This is a genomic window from Clostridium sp. CM039 (genome assembly GCF_055081075.1).
The window spans coordinates 3,693,836-3,714,263 of record NZ_CM143649.1 but is presented as its reverse complement, the minus strand read 5'-3'; the positions used below and the strand labels follow the sequence as shown (position 1 = coordinate 3,714,263).

At 31.7% G+C, this 20,428-nt stretch carries 17 protein-coding genes; 3 read left to right on the top strand and 14 right to left on the bottom strand.

From position 1 onward, the window contains the following. Positions 1 to 49: 49 nt before the first annotated feature. From ACWJJ2_RS17380 to ACWJJ2_RS17325, 12 genes are all read right to left on the bottom strand, one after another. The gene (locus ACWJJ2_RS17380; RefSeq protein ID WP_216301897.1) at positions 50 to 1,084 is read right to left on the bottom strand and encodes a sugar-binding transcriptional regulator; all 1,035 of its coding nucleotides are present in this window, start codon (positions 1,082 to 1,084) and stop codon (positions 50 to 52) included. Between the two features lie 157 nt (positions 1,085 to 1,241). Then, positions 1,242 to 2,612, bottom strand: a complete 1,371-nt coding sequence (gene rpoN / locus ACWJJ2_RS17375; RefSeq protein ID WP_216302031.1) for an RNA polymerase factor sigma-54 — start codon at positions 2,610 to 2,612, stop codon at positions 1,242 to 1,244. A 189-nt stretch (positions 2,613 to 2,801) separates the two neighbouring features. Beyond that, entirely contained in the window at positions 2,802 to 3,734 is a 933-nt protein-coding gene (locus tag ACWJJ2_RS17370) for an ABC transporter permease (RefSeq protein WP_216301896.1), read from the bottom strand. Then, the gene (locus ACWJJ2_RS17365; protein ID WP_216301895.1) at positions 3,727 to 4,833 is read right to left on the bottom strand and encodes an ABC transporter permease; all 1,107 of its coding nucleotides are present in this window, start codon (positions 4,831 to 4,833) and stop codon (positions 3,727 to 3,729) included. Before ACWJJ2_RS17365 ends, ACWJJ2_RS17370 begins: the two co-directional genes overlap by 8 nt. Beyond that, positions 4,826 to 6,367 (bottom strand): ABC transporter ATP-binding protein, encoded by a 1,542-nt coding sequence (locus ACWJJ2_RS17360; protein ID WP_216301894.1) that lies wholly within the window; start codon positions 6,365 to 6,367, stop codon positions 4,826 to 4,828. The genes ACWJJ2_RS17365 and ACWJJ2_RS17360 overlap by 8 nt, the downstream gene beginning before the upstream one ends. A gap of 161 nt (positions 6,368 to 6,528) precedes the next feature. Then, positions 6,529 to 7,611 carry a BMP family lipoprotein gene (locus ACWJJ2_RS17355; RefSeq protein ID WP_216301893.1) on the bottom strand — a complete coding sequence of 361 codons (1,083 nt, stop codon included), beginning with the start codon at positions 7,609 to 7,611 and terminating at the stop codon, positions 6,529 to 6,531. Positions 7,612 to 7,885: 274 nt separating this feature from the next. Beyond that, positions 7,886 to 8,809: a thioredoxin-disulfide reductase gene (gene trxB / locus ACWJJ2_RS17350; RefSeq protein WP_216301892.1), complete on the bottom strand. Its 924-nt coding sequence runs from the start codon at positions 8,807 to 8,809 to the stop codon at positions 7,886 to 7,888. Positions 8,810 to 8,849: 40 nt separating this feature from the next. Further along, entirely contained in the window at positions 8,850 to 9,689 is an 840-nt protein-coding gene (locus ACWJJ2_RS17345; protein ID WP_216301891.1) for a DegV family protein, read from the bottom strand. A gap of 55 nt (positions 9,690 to 9,744) precedes the next feature. Next, the gene (locus ACWJJ2_RS17340) at positions 9,745 to 10,212 is read right to left on the bottom strand and encodes a tRNA (cytidine(34)-2'-O)-methyltransferase (RefSeq protein WP_216301890.1); all 468 of its coding nucleotides are present in this window, start codon (positions 10,210 to 10,212) and stop codon (positions 9,745 to 9,747) included. Positions 10,213 to 10,345: 133 nt separating this feature from the next. Beyond that, the gene (locus tag ACWJJ2_RS17335) at positions 10,346 to 11,908 is read right to left on the bottom strand and encodes a MutS-related protein (RefSeq protein ID WP_216301889.1); all 1,563 of its coding nucleotides are present in this window, start codon (positions 11,906 to 11,908) and stop codon (positions 10,346 to 10,348) included. Positions 11,909 to 12,073: 165 nt separating this feature from the next. Then, a complete protein-coding gene (locus ACWJJ2_RS17330; protein WP_462953620.1) occupies positions 12,074 to 12,664 on the bottom strand; it encodes a response regulator in 591 nt (196 codons plus the stop codon). Beyond that, positions 12,661 to 14,475, bottom strand: coding sequence for an ATP-binding protein (locus ACWJJ2_RS17325; RefSeq protein ID WP_462953619.1), 1,815 nt, complete (start codon positions 14,473 to 14,475; stop codon positions 12,661 to 12,663). The genes ACWJJ2_RS17330 and ACWJJ2_RS17325 overlap by 4 nt, the downstream gene beginning before the upstream one ends. Before the next feature lie 284 nt (positions 14,476 to 14,759). On the opposite strand from ACWJJ2_RS17325, the gene ACWJJ2_RS17320 reads away from it, so the two are divergent. From ACWJJ2_RS17320 to ACWJJ2_RS17310, 3 genes are read left to right on the top strand one after another with little or no spacing between them, the layout of a single operon-like run. Further along, the gene (locus ACWJJ2_RS17320) at positions 14,760 to 15,902 is read left to right on the top strand and encodes a LuxE/PaaK family acyltransferase (protein WP_216301887.1); all 1,143 of its coding nucleotides are present in this window, start codon (positions 14,760 to 14,762) and stop codon (positions 15,900 to 15,902) included. Then, the gene (locus ACWJJ2_RS17315; RefSeq protein WP_216301886.1) at positions 15,899 to 17,248 is read left to right on the top strand and encodes an acyl-CoA reductase; all 1,350 of its coding nucleotides are present in this window, start codon (positions 15,899 to 15,901) and stop codon (positions 17,246 to 17,248) included. Before ACWJJ2_RS17320 ends, ACWJJ2_RS17315 begins: the two co-directional genes overlap by 4 nt. Before the next feature lie 29 nt (positions 17,249 to 17,277). Beyond that, a complete protein-coding gene (locus tag ACWJJ2_RS17310; protein ID WP_216301885.1) occupies positions 17,278 to 18,048 on the top strand; it encodes an SDR family NAD(P)-dependent oxidoreductase in 771 nt (256 codons plus the stop codon). Between the two features lie 86 nt (positions 18,049 to 18,134). Here ACWJJ2_RS17310 and ACWJJ2_RS17305 read toward each other — a convergent pair whose 3' ends face one another. Further along, positions 18,135 to 18,962 (bottom strand): Cof-type HAD-IIB family hydrolase, encoded by an 828-nt coding sequence (locus ACWJJ2_RS17305; RefSeq protein ID WP_216301884.1) that lies wholly within the window; start codon positions 18,960 to 18,962, stop codon positions 18,135 to 18,137. Positions 18,963 to 19,045: 83 nt separating this feature from the next. Next, positions 19,046 to 20,398, bottom strand: a complete 1,353-nt coding sequence (locus ACWJJ2_RS17300; RefSeq protein ID WP_220286101.1) for a VanW family protein — start codon at positions 20,396 to 20,398, stop codon at positions 19,046 to 19,048. Positions 20,399 to 20,428: the final 30 nt, after the last annotated feature.

Here is a 20,428-nt window from a genome sequence, read left to right as displayed (position 1 = left end):
AATTATATGTAAATATATAATTTTTTCATTAATCAAATCATTATATAGTTTACTCTCTTTTCTCTATAATATTTACTATTTCTTCTGCAGCCGCTTGATCAATTATTAAAACAGTGCTTAAGCGGTTGATTTCAGTAGCGATGATGGCTCTAGCTTTATTTTTTCCAGCCGCTACTGCGATTAGTGTTTTGCTGTCTGTAACATCTTCATTTTTCACCCCAATAGTAGGTGTAGAATGAACTATTTCTCCTAATTCATTATAGTATTGACCAAATGCTTCTCCTACTGCACCTAATTCTTCAAGTTCCTTTATCTCTTTTTCAGGTACTTCTCTTTTCATAGCCATATCACTGGCGATACCTATTCCATAAATAAGAATATCAGCACTTCGAATCTTATCAATTATACTTTTTATACTTTTTTCATTTACTATAGTTTTTAAAGCATCATTGCTCAAATTATCAGGCACATGTAGTAATTCGTAATTTCCACCAATTTTATCTGCTAGCCTAGCCACTAAAGTATTAGCTTGAATTTCTACATTTCTGGCCATACCGCCCCTGGCCGGAAGCACTAAAACATTGGTATATTTGTTATTTTTAGATAAATTGTCTACAACTTCCTTAACTGTTGATCCACCTGTTATTGCAATTATACTGTTATCTTTAATAATATCCATAACATAAATTGCAGCTACCTTCCCAACTTCTTTAAGGACACTTTTATCAATTTCAACGTTCCCGGGAACAACTATAACTTGCTGTAGCTTCAAATGTTTCTCAATAAATTTCTCGATTTTAGACAACCCTTTTATCTCATGAATAAATCCTTTTAACTGATCTAAAATTTCTTCACCATCAGTTGTTATAAACATGCCCAGTGCATTAACCTCAATCAAGTTTTGGGACTTTAGAAAGTTTATTTCATTTCTTACTATTCTCTCGCTTATGCACATCTGATCTGCTAAAATTCTTCGTCCTATAGGTTGATTATAACATATCATCCTTAATATATCATGTCGTTTTTCAAGAAGTTCTATTAATTCAGGCACTATTTTTTGTTGTAATTTTAATATACTCTCCACTTGAACACCTTTCTGGACTTTTTAAGTCCCAGCTTATATTTTTTGCTCCCACAAACATTATAGATGAAATACCAACTTTTTTAAATTAGTATTTGCAAAAAAGATGTTAACATTTTGTTAACGGCATGATTAAATCATCTCCTGCGTAGCTGAAATATTAAAATCTTTTCCGCTTACAAGAACTTTTAATTTCAAGTTCTTCCCTATATTTTGCTACAGTTCTTCTTGAAATATTCATCCCTTCTACATTTAATCGATTACAAATAATTTGGTCTGATAAGGGCTTCTTTTGGTCCTCATTATGCACCATTTCTTTAATAGTTTTCTTAATATTAGTTGTGGATACATCCTCACCACCTACAATTGACGCAATGCCATTAGTAAACAAGTCTTTTATTTTAATGACTTTCCCGTTATTTATACTAACATATTTCTCCCTAATTGCACGGCTTATAGTAGATTCATGCATTTCTAAATTGTTAGCAATCTTTTTAAGCGTCATTGGTTTTAAATATTCAGCGCCTTTATCGAAATATTCCTTTTGAACTGCCAAAATATCTTCCAAAACTCTATATACAGTGTTTTTCCTTTGTTCAATACTTTTAATAAGAAACACTGCGCTATTAATTTTATCTTTTACATATTCTACAGCTTCTATATCATTTTCATTTTTAATAATTTCTTTATACAAACTATTTATATTCAATTTAGGAAGTACATCTTCATTCATAGAAATAAAATATTGGTCATCAATTTTATTAATATAAGCATCAGGCACAATATACTTAACCGTCTCACCAGTATAAAATCCTCTTGACGGCTTAGGCTCTAAAGTTTTTATTATATCTCCATATTTTTGAACCTCAGAAATTTTAACATTTAGTTCCTTAGCTATATCATTGTATTTATTTTCTCCCAATAATTCTAAATACTTATCAATGATTATATAAATATTTTCATCATCTATCCCCAGATTATGTAATTGAATCCTTAAACATTCCCTTAGGTTCCTAGCTCCAATTCCTTGTGGCTCTAAAGATTGGAAAATTTCAAGTGCAATTTCAGCATTCTCGTTTGTTATTCCGAGCTCCCTACATATATCAGATAAATCTTCCGATAAATAACCTTTGGTATCTAAGTTCTCCACCATATATTTGCATATTTCTAAAATTTCATACTGCTCCGTTAGTTCTCCTATTTGCTCTTTAAGATAATCTTTAAGAGATTTTTCCTCTGCAATATAATAAAATGGCGAAATTTCCTCATTTTCATTCTTTGCAGCATAGCTCTTTACTTTATAATCATCCTTGCCAAGATATTTAATTATTTCTTTATAATCAAATTCATTATTGTTATTACTTTTGTGGTTTTGCAAGTCTTTTTCCTCCAGCACTGGATTCTCTTGCATCTCTTTATTTACATATTGTCCTAGCTCATACGCTGACATTTGAAGAAGTTTAACAGACATTTGCATTTCTTGAGTCATTATTAATTTTTGTTCTTGAATCAAATTTAAACCAAAATTAATGTTCATTTTATTATCACCTCATCTTTGGTTGCTATTTATTTTCATGTACCTCTCATATTATAAATATTATAACATAGCTAATGATATAAACCTAGATTATGCATTAAGCTAGAAATAAAAATAAAAAATCTCAGCACAAATTTCTACAACAGCAGAAAACGTAAGCTAAGATTTTTTATTTTTAAAATATTATCTAGATCCTTTAACATATGGTTTACCACTCGCAAGGGGGCCTGTTGTTTTTCCAACAAATCCTGCAAGTGCAATCATGGTAAGTACATATGGAATAACATCATATACTTCTGTAGGTAAATTCCAGCTAAGTCCCTGTGCAAAAATATTAAATGCACTACCAAAGGCAAATAACAAACTAGCCCCAAGCGCTCCGAAAGGTTTCCAATTACCGAAAATAACAGCCGCTAAGGCAATAAATCCACGTCCTGCAACCATTCCTTCTCTGTAAAGTGGTGTTATTCCCAGGGATAATGCTGCTCCACCGAGCCCTGCTAGCATTCCTGATAAAATAACACATAAATATCTTATCTTATAAACATTTATTCCTAAAGTATCAGCCGCCTTTGGATGTTCTCCTACAGCTCTAATTCTAAGTCCTAAAGGTGTTTTATATAGTATATAATGCGAAACAAATACTAAAATAATCGCGAGTATTACAAACCAGTTTAGCTGCGATATTAAATTCCCTATTATTGGTATATTTTTAATCCAATCCGGTATGTTATATGAAAGTCCTGTTACTATATCTGTTTGGCCACCTTTACCACCAAATAACTTAAATATTAAGAAACTCGCAAGGGCAGTAGAAAAAAGATTTATAGCAGTACCTGAGATTACTTGATCTGCACGCAAATGTATGCTCAGCACAGCGTGTATTAGTCCCAAAACACCCCCTGCTATCACCCCAAAAAGTATTCCCATTGCTGGACTTCCAGTGGTGTAACTTCCATATACCGCAAAGAAAGCGCCTATTACCATCATACCTTCGAGGCCTATATTAACCACACCTGATTTTTCTGAAAATATACCACCCAGTGCTGCAAAAATTAGAGGCGTAGCTATTCTTAAAGTTTGCGCAAACAAATTAATTAAAATAACACTACTCATTTGTAATCGCCCCCTTCTTTTTCTTCTCAGAGAAGTATTTAACAATATAATCTGTTGCTACAAATATAATAATTATAGCTTGGATTAAATAAACTATTTCTTTTGGTATTCCGTTTAATTGAAGGGTTCTAGAACTACTATTTAATGTTCCAAATAATAAAGCTGATGCTATACATCCAATAGGATTGCTCTTTGCAAGTAAAGCAACTGCAATTCCATCAAACCCATAAGAGGGAAGTGCCATGAAATCTTTTGCATTATGAAGCACGCCTGCAACATGCGTTGCCCCCCCAACTCCGGCTATTGCACCAGAAATCACCATAGCCAAAACAGTATTTTTCGCTACATTAATCCCACCATATTCTGCAGCATGTGGATTTATACCAACTGCTCTTATTTCGTAACCAACAGTGGTTTTCCATAATAACCAGAATATAAAGATAGCTACTGCTATGGCAAGGAATATACTAATATTAGCTCCACTACCGCTAACAAACCTATGAATTTCTGCACTCTCTTGTATATTAGGAGTACTTGCTTTACCTTCCACTCCAAAACTAGTTCTTAAAATAATAAAATTGGCTAAAGCCATAGATATATAATTCATCATAATTGTGTTAATAACTTCATGAGTGCCTACTTTAGCCTTTAAATATCCCGGGATTGCTCCCCATACTCCTCCGGCTAAAAGTCCTGCTAAAATAACTAAAACTATATGAATTACTGGATTTAGTCCTGGCAATGTTCCAACAACAGCAGCTGCCATCATTCCAAGTATAAATTGACCAGCAACACCTATATTAAATAATCCACATTTAAATGCTACAGCATTTGCAACTCCTGTAAATATTAATGGAGTAACTTCTGAAAGGGTAACGAAGGTTACTCTAGTATTACCAAACCCACCTTTATATATAAGTCCAAATAAATCACCTAAAGCTGAAAAGTATTGTAATATAGAATATCCTTTTGCCCACATTACAAAGAATACAGCAACAAATATAGAAACGATTATAGAAAAGAAAGGGAAAGCAAGTGTTTTAATGATATTTTTTGCTATACTTACAAAATTACTATTTTCACTTTCTACTTTATTCATTATCTTTAGCTCCTTCCGGTGTTTTATTTAGATTACCACCAGCCATAAGTATACCAAGTTTTTTCTCTGTTGCATCACCTCTATCGAGTATATCTACTATTCTGCCATCATACATTACGGCAATTCTATCTGATAATGCCATTATTTCATCAAGTTCTAATGATACTAATAAAATCGCCTTACCCTTATCACGTTCTACAACTAATCTTTTGTGAATATATTCAATTGCACCAACGTCAAGACCTCTCGTAGGTTGTGCTGCTATTAATAATTCCGGATCTTTTGAAATTTCTCTAGCTGCTATAAGTTTTTGTTGATTACCACCTGATAATGATTCCGCATTTACATCTGCATTTGGAGTTCTAATATCAAATTCGCTAATAAGTTCATCACAGTGTTTTCTAATTTCTTTGTAATTCATAACTATGCCTTTACTGAAGGGTGCATTTTTATGAATTCCAAGCACTGAGTTTTCAAATAGAGAATAATCTAATATAAGCCCTCTTTTATGCCTATCTTCTGGTATATGGCCAACACCTACTGACATAATATCTCTTGGTGACTTACCATATGTATTTTTACCGTTTATTATAATGCTTCCACTCTTAGGCTTTTGAAGTCCAGTTAAAACTTCTAACAATTGAGATTGACCATTTCCATCAACACCAGCTATCCCAAGAATTTCTCCACCATATACTGCTAAGTTTAAATTTTGTACTGCAGGTAATCCTCTGTGATCACTTGCACAAAGATTTTCAATTTTCAATATTTCGCCGCGAATTTGAGCAGGATTTTTCTCTACAGTTAGATTAACTTTTCTGCCTACCATAAGCTGCGCTAATTCGTCTATACTTGTTTCTTTAGTCTTTACTGTTCCAGTTACTGCACCTCGCCTAATTATAGTAACTCTATCACTCATACTCATAACCTCTTTTAATTTATGAGTTATCAGTATTACGGATTTTCCTTCTTTTTCAAGATTTTCAATTATGATTCCGAGTTCCTCAATTTCCTTTGGTGTTAAAACTGCTGTAGGCTCATCTAATATTAAAATTTGTGCACCTCTATATAGCGCCTTTAGTATCTCTACCTTTTGTTGTTGCCCTACAGAAATATCTTCTATAACCGCGCTTGGGTCTATTGCGAAACCGTACCTTTCTGAAATTTCTTTAACATCATGTATTGCTTTGCCCATATCAATTTTGAATCCTTTTTTAGGTTCAATACCCAACACAATATTTTCCGCAACAGTAAAATTATGTACAAGCATAAAATGTTGATGAACCATTCCTATACCTAACTTGATAGCATCATTTGGAGTAGATATATTCACTAGGTTACCGCTTACATAAATCTCGCCTTCTTCTTGTTTATATAGACCATAGAGAATATTCATAAGGGTTGTTTTTCCTGCGCCATTTTCACCAAGAAGAACGTGTGTTTCGCCTCTTAATAGTTCAAAATTTATGTTGTCATTGGCAATGGTTCCTGGAAAAATCTTTGTTATGCCCTTCATTTCAATTACCTTTTCCATTGGATTTCCTCCTTAAAAAGATTATTCATCACCTGTGGTGCTGACATCATCTTCACCCAAAATTTTCATTATTCTTAGAAAGAGCTAGATGTAACACATCTAGCTCTTATTGTATACTAAAAACCATAAATCAGTAAATGAAAATTTTTATTTATTGATTTTTATTTAAAATCCATTGCTCCTTTTCTATTTACTGGAACAACTGTTTCTCCAGCTATAACTTTATCTTCATATTTTTTAACTTCATCCAAAACATCTTTTGGTACGTTTTTATTAGATGTATCAGCTATTCCTACGCCTTTTTCTTTTAACCCAAGATTAGTAACTGTACCGCCTTTAAATTCGTTTTTAATTTGAGCTTTAGCTTGATTGTAAGTTGCTGTATCAACTCTTTTTATCATACTTGAAAGTATAATATCAGAATACTGTGGAACTGTTAAAGATTGATCCATATCAACTCCTATAGCCCAAACTGTCTTCCCTCCATCTTTTAATTCTTTAGCCGCTTTAAATAAACCAAGTCCAACTCCCGCTGCTGCATGATAAATTACGTCGCAACCGCCTTGATATAATGATTTAGATAATTCATAACCTTTTGCTGAATCATTGTAACTATCTGCATATTTTACAGTTGTTCCTGCACTCTTACCATCTATGCTCAATAATCCTTTTGCAGCTTCTGGATTAACTGCTTTAACACCAGCTGCAAACCCAACTTCAAATCTATTTATTAATTCATTATCTTTTCCACCAATAAATCCAATTTTATTAGTTTTAGTCATTTTCCCAGCAATAATTCCCATTAAAAAAGATCCTTCTTGCTCTTTAAAAGTAATTGATGCTACGTTTGGAAGATCAACAACTGAGTCTATAATTGTAAAGTTTTTATCAGTATGAGTTTTAGCAACCTCTGTCATTGCATCTGCAATTTGATATCCAACAGCAAAAGTTAGATTTGAACCCTCTTCGACTAATGACTCTAAATTTGCTGAATAATCCTCTTTCTTTTGAGCTTCAAGAGCATGGTACGTGAAACCGTCTTCAGATTGCGCCTTTTTAACCCCTTCATCTGCTGATTGGTTAAATGCCTTGTCGTTTAATCCACCTTCATCAGTAGAAAGTCCTACAACTACAGTACTTTTTTGTGTATTTTTTACAGCTTCCTTCTTAGTTCCACAGCCAGCAAACAATGTTGTAACTATTGCCATTGATGTAAGTACTGCAACTATCTTTCTTTTATTCATAATAAATTCCTCCCTAAGTAAATAACTAATTAATTAAACAATATTATTGCTTCGCAGTATGTATTCTATAAACATTAAAAAAATCCTTTTTATTTTAGAATATTTTTATTTGTAATCTTTATCTGATGCTAAAGTATATTATATGCTATATATAGATTTTTTATTACTTGCCTATGTTTTTATTTAAACCTAATTATTACAATTTTAAAGTATTTTTTTAGAAAGGACACTCATAACTGAAATTATGGGTATTCCTTCCGAATTTACAAACTAATTAAATCATATTTTCAATGTAATATTCAGCATGGGTAGATGCTATTGCCCCATCTGCTGCTGCTGTAATTATTTGTCTTAGTAATTTTGCTCTTATATCTCCTGCAGCGTATACTCCAGGTATATTAGTTCTCATTTCTTCATCAGTGATAATTTCGCCTCGTTTATTCATGGTAATCTTCCCTTTAAACAATTCCGAAATTGGAAGGTATCCTACAAATACAAAACATCCATCTGCTTTTAAATCGTGAGTTTCACCAGTTTTAATATTTTTAAGTACTAATCCCTCCAAGCTTTCTTCGCCCTTAGCCTCCGTAACTACTGTATTCCAAACAAACTTTATTTTCGGATTATTAAAAGCTTTTTCTTGAAGTGACTTAGCAGCTCTGAGCTCTGCTCTTCTATGTATTACCGTAACACTTTTCCCAAATTTAGTTAAGTATATAGCTTCAGATATAGCTGAATCTCCGCCTCCTAGCACTGCAATGTCTAAATCTTCAAAGAAGTCAGCATCACAAGTTGCACAATAAGAAACTCCTTTCCCTCTTAATTCTATTTCATTTTTAAATCCACCAAGTCTTGGGCTCGCTCCTGAGGAAATTATAATTGTTTTAGCCTTGTAAGTTTCTCTCATACATTTGATTACCTTAATGTCGCCTTCGAGCTCAACTTGCATAACCTCTTCTTTAACAAATTGTGTTCCAAATTCCTTCGCTTGCTGTTTCATTCGCTTGCTTAATGATGCTCCTGTACAATCTTCAATAGAGCCTGGGTAATTATCTATTTCATTAGTTGTAGCAACCTGTCCACCAAACTCTCCTCTTTCAATAATTAAAGTGTCCATTTTTGATCTTGATGCATAAATGCCAGCAGATAATCCTGCAGGTCCGCCGCCAATAATTATAGTATCATAAATATGTACCATACGCTTAACCTCCTCACTTTTTATTAACTTAGTAAAAATTTTAATATTCTTCAACGTAAAAAATGCCACAGGCACCTTCACCTGCATGTGTCCCCACAACGCATCCAACCGAGCATTCTATAAAGTCCATTTCACGTTCACTCATATGAGACCTCAAACTCCCTAGAATATCTCGGTCACTAGCTTGCAATAGAATACTTGTCTCTCCACTTCTAGTCCCTGTTTGCTCTAAATTTTTCAAAATAGTTTTTATTGCTTTTTTGCTTCCACGAACTTTATCTATTACGGCCATTTCACCATCTTTTACAGTTAAAATTAATTTTATCCCGAGTAGCCCGCCTATCGCTCCAGCAGTTTTAGACAATCGACCACCTTTAACTAAATTATTTAATGAATCAAAAGCAAGCGCACTCTTCACATGAGGTATTGTTTGTTTAACTTTTTCTTCTATTTCAAATATATTACATCCCTCTTCTTTTAATTTACAGGCTTTTAAAACCAAAATTCCAAGACCTGATGTAACATTATAACTATCAATTGTGATAATATCTTCTGATGATAACATGCTTTTAGCCATACATGAAGATTGATAAGTCCCACTCATTTTTGAAGATAAATGAATAGAAACTATCTTATATCCCTCATCTAAATATTTTTTATAGCATTCATAGAATCTATGTGGGTTTACCTGAGTGGTCACAGGGAACTGCTCAGAATTATTCATTTTATATAAATATTCTTGTAAACTAATATCCTCGCCATCCCTGTAAGTTTTGTTTTCTATGTTCACGAGTAGTGGTAAAACTTCTATATTATACTTATCAATAATGTCTTTATTTAAATCGCACGTACTATCTGTTATGATTTTAATCTTTTCCATTCCTATCTCCTTGTTCGTCTCTTGGGGATATAACAGTTGTTAATTGCTATGCACCTTATTTCATATTCTTAAACCCTATTTGCCTAAGTGCTTCATATGTCACAATAGCTACTGTATTGGAAAGATTAAGGGACCTAGTTGTGCTATTTATCATAGGCACTTTTATACACCTTTCAGGATCGCTACCACGAACATTATCTGGAAGGCCTGATGACTCTCGACCAAAAATTATAAAATCCCCGTCTTTATATTTTACATCTGAATATAATTTTGAAGCTCTTGTTGTAGAATAGTAGAAAGTTGACTCTTTATATTTTTCTCTAAGAGCTTCATATGTATCATGTATCTCTAAACTCAAATAAGGCCAGTAATCGAGTCCCGCTCTTTTAAGTTGCTTCTCCTCTAAACTAAATCCTAAAGGTTTTATAAGATGAAGTTTGCAATCAGTTAGTACGCAAGTTCTTCCTATATTACCAGTGTTTTGTGGAATTTCCGGTTGAAATAAAACTATATTTAAATTCACAATAAATCCTCCTTACCCTTCTTTTTCAGTATAAAACATATAAATATCTAAAACCATATTACCCTAAGTATAGCTAATAGTAAAGATGCAGCTAGTCTACATTCTCTGGGTTATATCATCACCTGTGGTGCTACTATAATAATTTCTCTATGGTCTCAGCTCTTTTAAACGATCTAGATATTATTTTCTTTGGATAACCCATGTACTCTAAAAGTTTTATAGCATTTCTTGTTTGAGAAACTCCTTTTTTTATCTTATAATCAAAACTTAATCCTTTACTCGTATCAACCTTTTCACTAAAATAATAAAACTCATAATTTTCTTTTAGAATGTTGACTAATTCTCTATCATGAGTCGCTACAATAGAAACAGATTTTCCATTGTTTATGTATGTTAATATTTCCGCCGACATTGAAATTCTCTCTATTGGATTTGTACCCCTAAATATCTCATCTATTGGGCAAAATACAGCTGCATCCTTTTCTAGCGCTTTGATTATTCTAAGAATTGCTTCCGCCTCTGCCATATAGAAACTTTTTCCCTTTGTTAAATCATCATTAGGGCTAATTGATGTAACTATGTTAAAAAAAGGAGCTTCGTAACTCTTAGCCAAAACAAAATCAAAGCATTGAGCCAAAATTATATTTACCCCTAGCATTCTTAGAAAAGTCGACTTCCCTGCCATATTTGTGCCCGTAAGCACAATACCTCCATTTTCTATGTTAATTGAGTTTGCAACAGCCTTGTCTATAAGAGGATGTATTCCCTCTTTTATAGTTAACTTAACCTGCTTTATAAACTTAGGTTTTACATACTGCTCACCTAAATTATGCTTATAACCCGCGATAGAAATTAAGGCTTCTACTTCACCAACTGCACCGTAAAGGTCCATTAAAACTTCTTTTTCTTCTTTTATCCTATGAGATATAGAATAATAAGCAGTTTCTTCAAGGAGAAATATAACAGATATAAATTCAAACAATCCTTGCCACATATTTATAAATCCTATTAATCTTATGTTTCTATCTATATCCTTTACAGATTTAAGCATTATCGTTATCTTATCTTTATAATAAACAATATCTTTATTATTTATGCTTACAATTTTTTTAGCTGCCTTAATATTTTTTTGCAGATAAAAAATGCCATTAGATTTAATTTGCCTTACTTCCGAAGAGTTTATTAGCATATTAATAGACGCGATTCCAAACAAAACTATCATAAATTTAATATTCACAAATATCGCAAGCAAGATCGCTATTAATGGTAATATCTTCCCGATAAAAGTATAAATATAATATTTAGTTTTATTTATTATAAGGTCAGTTTCAATCATATCTAGAAAACTATTTTTTATATCACTACCTAATTCAAGGAAAATGCACTGAAGGCTTTCTCTTAATCTGTCATTTTCTTTAAATGACTGAATTAGTTTCCCCCTTTTTTTCAATTTTTCTTCCTTCATTAAAGGATTTCTAAGCATTGTGTATAAAGCGGCTTCTCCAGGGCTACTATATGCTCTATCCAATTTTTCGTACACCTTATTCATATCTAAATCGTCCCATGTTTGATTATCTAAGGTATATTCATCTTTTTTATGTATACTAAAAAACTTCTTAATCTTCTTAAAATCTCTTTTCTTATCCATATCTCCCTTATAATCACTTCTTATTGAATGTAAATACCTATTACTCATAGTAAAATACTCCTTTAGTTTTTTTAAACTATTTCATCTAAACTACATTATATCAAAATCCGATACATATTTCCAATGTTTATTATAAATAAATAAGTTCTGAACCCTTGATAATCAAGAGTTTCATAACTTTCATATACACTTAATCCTATATATGTAGAAGTCTTAAAATAATTTTGCTATAGCAGCAAATCTTTCAGCCTCTTTATAATTTTTCTCACACTGGTTACACTCCCCTATTAATCCATATATCTTGCCGTTGTATGGATTAATATAAAGTGCAGTTCTTAAACTTCCTAATGCTTGAGTACAATTACCTTTAGCCATTTGATTTTCAGCTTTATTAATATAATAGTTTTCATCCTTAACCCCTTCTATAAGTTCGGGCTTTATTTTAACTAAATCCTTTAGCAGTGAATCTATCCTTTTAACAGAAAAGGGTTTTTGAAGATAAGTTACAGCACCAAGTTTTGTACAATCTATAGCATTTTTCACTGTGGCAAAGGCTGTCATAATAATTACTGGACAAGATATATTCATAGATCGTATTTGTCTTAAAACCTCTGTACCAGTCATTTCTGGCATTCTAATATCTAAAAATATAAGATCTAAATCTTTCTTTTCTTCATTTATTATTTCAAGTGCATTTTTTCCATTACCTGTAGATATAACCTCACATCCTCGTGATTCTAAACATGTTGTTAACAGCACCCTTATATTTTTTGTGTCATCTGCAACTAAAATTTTACTTTTCATAACGCACGCCCCTTTTTATTTCTAGAAATAGGAAGGGTAAATGTAAAGATACTACCCACATCAAGTTCACTTTCACACCATATAGTTCCCTTATGGGCATCCACTATTTCCTTGGCAATAGAAAGTCCAAGACCTACGCTCCCAGACCAATAATCATTACTTTTAATTTGCACGAATTTCTCAAAAACTTTATCTTTATATTCTGTTGGCATTCCTTCACCAGTGTCTTTGACAAATAAATGAACCATATTGTTTTTCAAATAAGAACCTATGGATATCACATCTCCTAAATTAGAATGTTTAAAGGAGTTTGAGACTAGGTTATTTAACAGCCATTCTAATTTTTCCTTGTCACCAAGGACAAGAGGAAGTTTCTTTTGTTCATAGTTCATTTTAATACCCAGAGATTTTGCTTGTGCCTCATAGGATTTACAACAATTTTCTATAATATTTTTAATATTACAAGGTTTAATATTAAAAATAGTTCTATCAGATTGAATACGAGATAACCGAAGAAGATTAGTCACTAAATCTGAAAGTTTTTCACCATCTTCTTTTATGGTGTCTAACACTGTTACTTGTTTTTCATTGAGCTTGCCAATATGTTTATCATGAATAAGTTCAATACCAATCATAATTGAGGTAAGCGGAGTTTTAAATTCATGAGATACAGTATCAATAAAATCTATCTTTATTTTTTCTAATTGTTTTAATTCAGTAACATTTTTCATCAAAATAACTACACCATCTATTCCTAAACTACTATCTTTAATTGGATTTACTGTAGTATTAAAAAAATATGTTTTTCCCTTTGTAGACACTTTTATAGTTTTCTCTTCATTTTGCAAGTTATTAATTACTGAAAAAACATGATCATAAAGATCAAAATTTCGAATACTATCTAAAAAATGTGTGTTAACCACTTCATTTTCTTTAATATTAAAAAAGTTTTCACAGGACTTATTAAGAAGCATGATTCTAAAATTCACATCCAGCACTATTATTGGATCAGGAATACTTTTAACTATAGTAAGAGACCTATTTTTCTCTGCCATTAAAGAACCTTTACTACTTTTTTCATATTCAAAAAGCTTTCTAGTCATTTCATTAAATTCAGTAGCAAGCGTTCCTATTTCATCGTTATAAAATACGGGAGCTTGAGTGCTTAAATCCCCATTTTTAACGGATTGAATAGTACGGATAAGAGCTCTTATAGGCTTCAGTGCCCGATTTATATAAAAAATAGATATAATAAAGCCTATTATTATTATGGGAATAGATAATAGATTAAAGCAAATACAAAAAAAGCTAACCTGCTTAACTTTAATTTTATCTTTAATTATAGTTTTTTTTCTAATTTCAACAATATCTCTTAGGTCTTTTTTCACATCATTAGCAGATAAAATTATTGATGAATTATAAGTTTTAATAGAATCAATGGTATTGGTTTTTGTATCAATTTGAGAATAGAGTTTTACAAATTTAAGATAGTTTGTATTGATTTTATTCATTAATATCTTCTCATTTAGATTTGTAACTCGGGCACTTTCCGTATTAAAATACATATAAAATTTTTGATTGTTGTCATAAAATAAATTAACGCTATTTTGGTAATCATTTTGAAATATTGCTTTAAGTTGATTATCAATGCATTCATCCATATTATTTGATGAATCTACAATTTTGTAACTATCCAGTTCAACATTATCTATGGATCTTCTTACTTCAAATATATTATAAATTGATACAGCACTAACTAAAGTAATAATTATAGTTAGAACTATGTAAAACACTGCAATTTTCCCTCTCAAAGTCTTAATAGAAAACCCCTCCCAATCAAGTAACTTTTTAGTGATTCAATGTATTTTATGGTTATATTTGTGAATTAGTCAACTAACACTCTACACATTAAATTGGATTAATTCTATGTAAAAGTAAGCATACCCTCTGTGAAGTTCCTATTTTGAACTATAGTAAGATAAATATTCTTAAAATATAAATTTAACAAACAACTAATTTTCAACTATACTTCAATGCATACGGAATAAATATCCATTAGTTTATGATTTTCAATAGTAAAATAGGAGGGTACTTAATGAGTAAATATAATTATTTTAAAGATTTTAGAAGTAATGTTATAAATCAATATGAGCAATGCAGTGCATATAAGTTGCTTTGTGACAATGAATCATACAATCCAAGCCGAGATCTAAATACAAAAGAGGATATTAATCATGTTCCTTTTATTGCGACCACCCTTTTTAAAAAGTCATCAGGGCTATATTCAAATCTTCTTAGAATAAATACAAAGAATCTTGAAAAGTGGACAGTTTCTAGTAGTACAAGCGGAGATCCTAGTGTAGTTGGAAGAAATCTTCCAGATCTTTTAAAAATCCAGGAATTGATGCGTTGCGATAAAAAGACACTTCGACCTCGATTTGATTATGAATGTGTTTTTTATCCAGAACCAGAAGTAATGAGAATGCATAATAGTGAGAATTTGTGTGATAAACCAACAGAGTCCTATATTGGAAACCTCCTTGATTTATTTGATTTTGGTAAAAGTACACTTTTCTTATTAAAGCCTTTTGAAGGTAATTTCCAAGTAGATATAGATGAATTTGAGAAGTTTATTACTAATCATAATAATAAAGAAGATTATCTTTTAGTTGGAGGGTCCACCCTAATATTTTATAATACTATTGAATATTTAATGGATAAAATGGAGCCTGTTAACCTTGGAAAGAATGTTTTAATTCATACTGGAGGAGGTGGTTGGGATGGTAGAAAGGGATCTGTAAATATTGGGAATAAAATTGAGAGATGGAGATTTGTAGAAACTGTATCACGTTTTCTCGGAGTACCGGAAGAAAATTTTATTGATTCATATTCTTTTACAGAAAATAGTTTCGTTATAACAGGTCATTATTCAAAGAAGCATAAGGATTACCTCTTCCATGTACCTAGCTGGGGAAGAGTAATCATAAGAGATGTAAAGACTCTTAATCCATTAAATAAAGTTGGAAACAAAGGATTTATTCAAGTATTAAATGCATATGGTACTGATACTTTTGCAGGTGCATCCGTGCTTGTAGATGATATTGGAGAAATAGTTTCTACAAATAGATGCCCAGATTGTGGCAAAGATGAAATGACCATAAAGATTCTTGGAAGAGTTAAAGGAGCAGAGGCTAAAGGCTGTGGTGCAACACTTAATGTATCAGGAGGTAAAAAATGAGAATTGAATATACAGTAGGAAAGACAATTTTAGAAAAAGATATAAATGGGTTAAAGCTAGAATTAAATTGTACAGATGAAGAACAGATAATTAGCGAGATAAAAAGACTTAATTCAAATAAGAAAGCTGCTCATGATATATCTACAGAAAGAACTATAGAAACTTTAGATAAATGTGCTAAACTATGGCTAAATAGAGAATATTCTCAGAAACATATTGATGCTTTGGCTACAATAACCAATCAAAGTCCGCAACTTGTAGCCTATGAACTTGAAGGAAGTATGTCAATGCTTTTAAGAGAGAACATTGAAAAAGAAATTTCAGAAGAACTAGGTGATAGTGATGTACTTGATAATTGGGCAGAAACAAGCTATGGGTATTGCCATAGACAACCTAGAGGATTAATTTTCCATAACGTATCTGGTAATGCATTCATCGTAATACCTGTAAGTATCTCTATGGGCTTATTATCAAAGAATTGTAATATAGTTAAAGTATCAGGAGATGAACCATATTTTGCATATGCTTTTTATCAAAGTCTATGCGAAATTGATAGCAGTATAAAGGATAGACTTTCAGTAACTTATTTTGATAGTTCCTCCTCAAATATATATGAAACTTTAGTAAAAGAAAGTGATTGTGTAGTACATTGGGGCGGAGCATATTCTGGTGGAATAATGGCTGGATTATGTGCTAAACATCAAACACATCTTATTATGCATGGTCCTAAAATTAGTTTCGAGGTAATAGATGAAGAAAAAGACTTGGAAGTTGTTGCCCAAAATATAGGAAGCGATATTGTATTTTGGGAACAAAAGGCTTGTTTATCTCCAAGAATTATTTTTATAAATAAAGATATAGACAGGATTTTTTTTGCTTCTGAGCTTGCTAAGTCCCTAGAGAATTTATCAAGTGTTTTACCTAAAGCATACTTGAATCCATGGAACTCAGTAAAAACAATACAAGATAGGCAATATTGCTTATTGAAATATGGCCTGAAAAATGAAACAAAAGTATATTCTTCAAAGAATGCTGACTATACAGTAGTTTTAAATGAAACATTACCAGATAAAGAAGATATAGATAGATGCTTTAATAGATTTATTTTTGTTAGCCCTTATGAAAGTAAGGAAGAACTTTATAATTATGTAGAAAAAAACATTAAAGATTACCTTCAAACTATGGGTTATAATGGATCTGATATTGAAATTATTGAAAACATGACTCAACTTGGAGTAAGCATTGTAACTAAGCCAGGTTTTATGTCTAGGCACTATCCAGGCACATCTCATGATGGAATGTTTAATTTACAAGAAATGACTTATGTAGTAAGCAGGCAGCTGTAATGACAATTCTCTATATGGAGGTAAACTAAATGAATTTTAAAGATAAGAATATTATACTCACAGGTGCCTCTTCGGGTATAGGCAATGAGGTATTAAAAAGATTAGGTGTGTATAATGCAAATGTAATAGCAGTTGGTAGAAATGTAGAAAAAATAAATAACTTCGGATCCTATGTAATACCATATTCCTGTGATGTATCTAATAAGGAAGAGATGGATAAGCTGTTTGAATATGCAATAGCTACTTTAGGTCATGTGGATATATTTATAGCTAATGCAGGTTTTGCCTATTGTGAAGAAATACTTGAGCCAGATTGGGGTCACATTGAAGATATATTTAAAACTAATGTAATTTCCCCTATTTATGCTTTTGAAAAAATGAAAAAACTCAATAAAGGAAAAGAATATCATGTAGCCATTACCTGTTCGGCTGTTAGTAAAGTCCCTTTACCAGGATATTCCTTATACTGTTCTACCAAAAGTGCAATAGATGGCTTTGGACGCGTCCATAATTATGAAATTAGAGATAAAGGCAGACTTTCATTAATTTATCCTATTGCTACAAGTACTAACTTTTTTAAAAGAGCTGGAGATAAAGCACCAGTACCTTGGCCAGTTCAGACAGCAGATAAAGTTGCTGAAAGCATAATAAAAGGTATTGAAAAAAATAAAAAATCTATATATCCATCAAAGGCATATGCAGTCACCCTTGGCCTTAATAGAATATTACCCTTTTTATATCCCATTTATGCTAGAATTCAAGCAAAAAAATTTATTAAATGGATAGAAAATAAAGCCTAATCATTGAAGTTGACTGGAATAACTTCCTACAACTCAAAATTAGCCTTTCATTCCACTCTTTCAAGGATGGAATGAAAGGCTTACCATTACACTTCTAGCACAAATTTCTCAATAACCTTCGCTACTCCATCGTTATTATTAGTATCAGTAATATATTTTGCAGCTTCTTTCACGAACCCATCTCCATTTCCCATAGCAACTCCAAGTCCTGCAATTTTAATCATAGATAAGTCATTTTCACTATCTCCTATACAAATAACCTGTTCACGATTTATTCCATAATAATCAGCTAAAATCTTAACCGCATTTCCCTTTGATACTCCCTTATTTGTTACTTCAAAATTATCGAAATGAGAGCTTACCACTTCAAAATTATCCATATCTCTTAATGATATTTTTGCTTTTCGGATTTTTTCTGTATCCTCATCTACCCCTATACCTTTAAAAATTTCAGTTTCATATTTCTTAAATATCTCATTCCACTCCTTCACGAGCACTACTTTGATCTGCTTATCCTTTGGTAGTGTTTTATTAACTCCCGCATAAAAAGATGTAGAATATGTTAAATTTTCCGTAAAAATCATGTCTTTCGTATAAAAATGCGGATAAATCTCATACTTTTTAAACACAGATAGCAGTTTTTCGCATTTTTCCACACCTAACGCTTCATTGTAAACTACTTCATCTCTATCTTTTTCCCTAATATAAGCACCATTCGCAGCTATTACCGGTGATTTAACTCCCAAGAGATCCGAGAAAAAATCAGCAGAGGCAAAAATTCTTCCCGTACATACCGCAATCTTTACGCCCTTTTTATTAGCTAGCCTTATAGCGCTAAGATTCCTTTCACTAATAGTTTTTTTATCATTTAGAAGTGTACCATCCATATCTATACATATCAATTTGTAATCCATATTTTTCATTCTCCTTCTTAAGTTTTTTTATTAAATCATCTTCTGAAATGTCATTAAGAAGAGAACATAACGTTAATTAAACGTTATGCTCTCTTCTTAGTACCAACTTTTATAGTTCCATTAATAACGTTGAATGTATCATTATTTATAACCTGTGTACCAATTAGCTTACCATTTTCGTAAGTTTTTCTATACACTTTGACTTTAAATCCTGCATAACCCGTCTTAACAATTTCTTTTTCATCCTCGTACTTAGTTGGATCTTGTATTGTTTCGGTCTTTGGCTGAGTAACTTCCAATACTTCACTTACAATTTCATAAGTTCTTTTAGTTAATGTGGAATTAGAATAAATGTTAAATGAGAGATTTCTGTTTGATATAACACCTTCAATGTATATTGGATACTCAAATGTGTTTTTAAACTTATAATCTAGATTGCCATAATCAACTGTAGCATCTTGTCCTTTTGGGATATAACCCGAAGAAATTGTATGATGAATTCTTTCTACAGAAAGAATTTCAGTTGTAAGCATTGCATTATACAGAGTAGATGAAACCTGGCATATTCCCCCACCTAACCCTTGCTCTAATTTATCTCCAACAATTACGCCAGCGGTTTTATATCCTCTTGCTGCAGTTCTCTCTCCTACAATTCCATTAAAGCTAAAGACATCTCCTGGCATAAGTAGTGTCCCATTTATACTTTTAGTAGACAACTCTATATTTGTAGCTCTGCCTTCTTGTGAACTTGCAAAGTTCGTACTATAGCTTGAAATTTTTGTATTTATCGCATTTAAGGAAGCTTCCGTAACTTTAGGACTTAATTTCTTTACTGGAGCCGTGATACTTATATCATCTCCCGAGAGAAGACCATTTATTTTACTTTTAATTTCTTTTTTCAATTTTACTGATTCTAACTGCTTTCCATAAGCGTCACTTGTAACACTAAAGTTTCCACTGCTAACCATAGTTATAGTTGCATTTACTGGATCTTTATTTATATCTTTTGTCATTTCCTCTAATATTTTATCAACAGCCTTATCATTATATTCAAAGGTCAGCTTTATTTGCTTATCATCAGGATTTTTAATAGCTTTATATCTTTGTAACATATTCATGTCACTTCCATAGCTCATTGCCTGCTTTATAGCTTCATCAATATTATATTTTGCGTCTAGCATTGAATAGTCCAAGGTATATTTTTTATCTTCATTTACTATTGTAATTTTTTTCTTAATCACCTTACTTGAGTACTTTTCCTTCATTATTATTTGGGCTTGCTCCTTAGTTTTACCTGTTAAGTCTTCATTTTCTATTTTGATTTTAGGTAAAATCAAAGAATCCCATTGTTTTACTTTAAAATAAGAGTAGCTAGTAAATATAATTGCACCTAACAACACTAAAATTCCTAATACTATAATTGCTTTTTTCTTCATATGTAATCTCCTTTTCTACTCAAGCATATT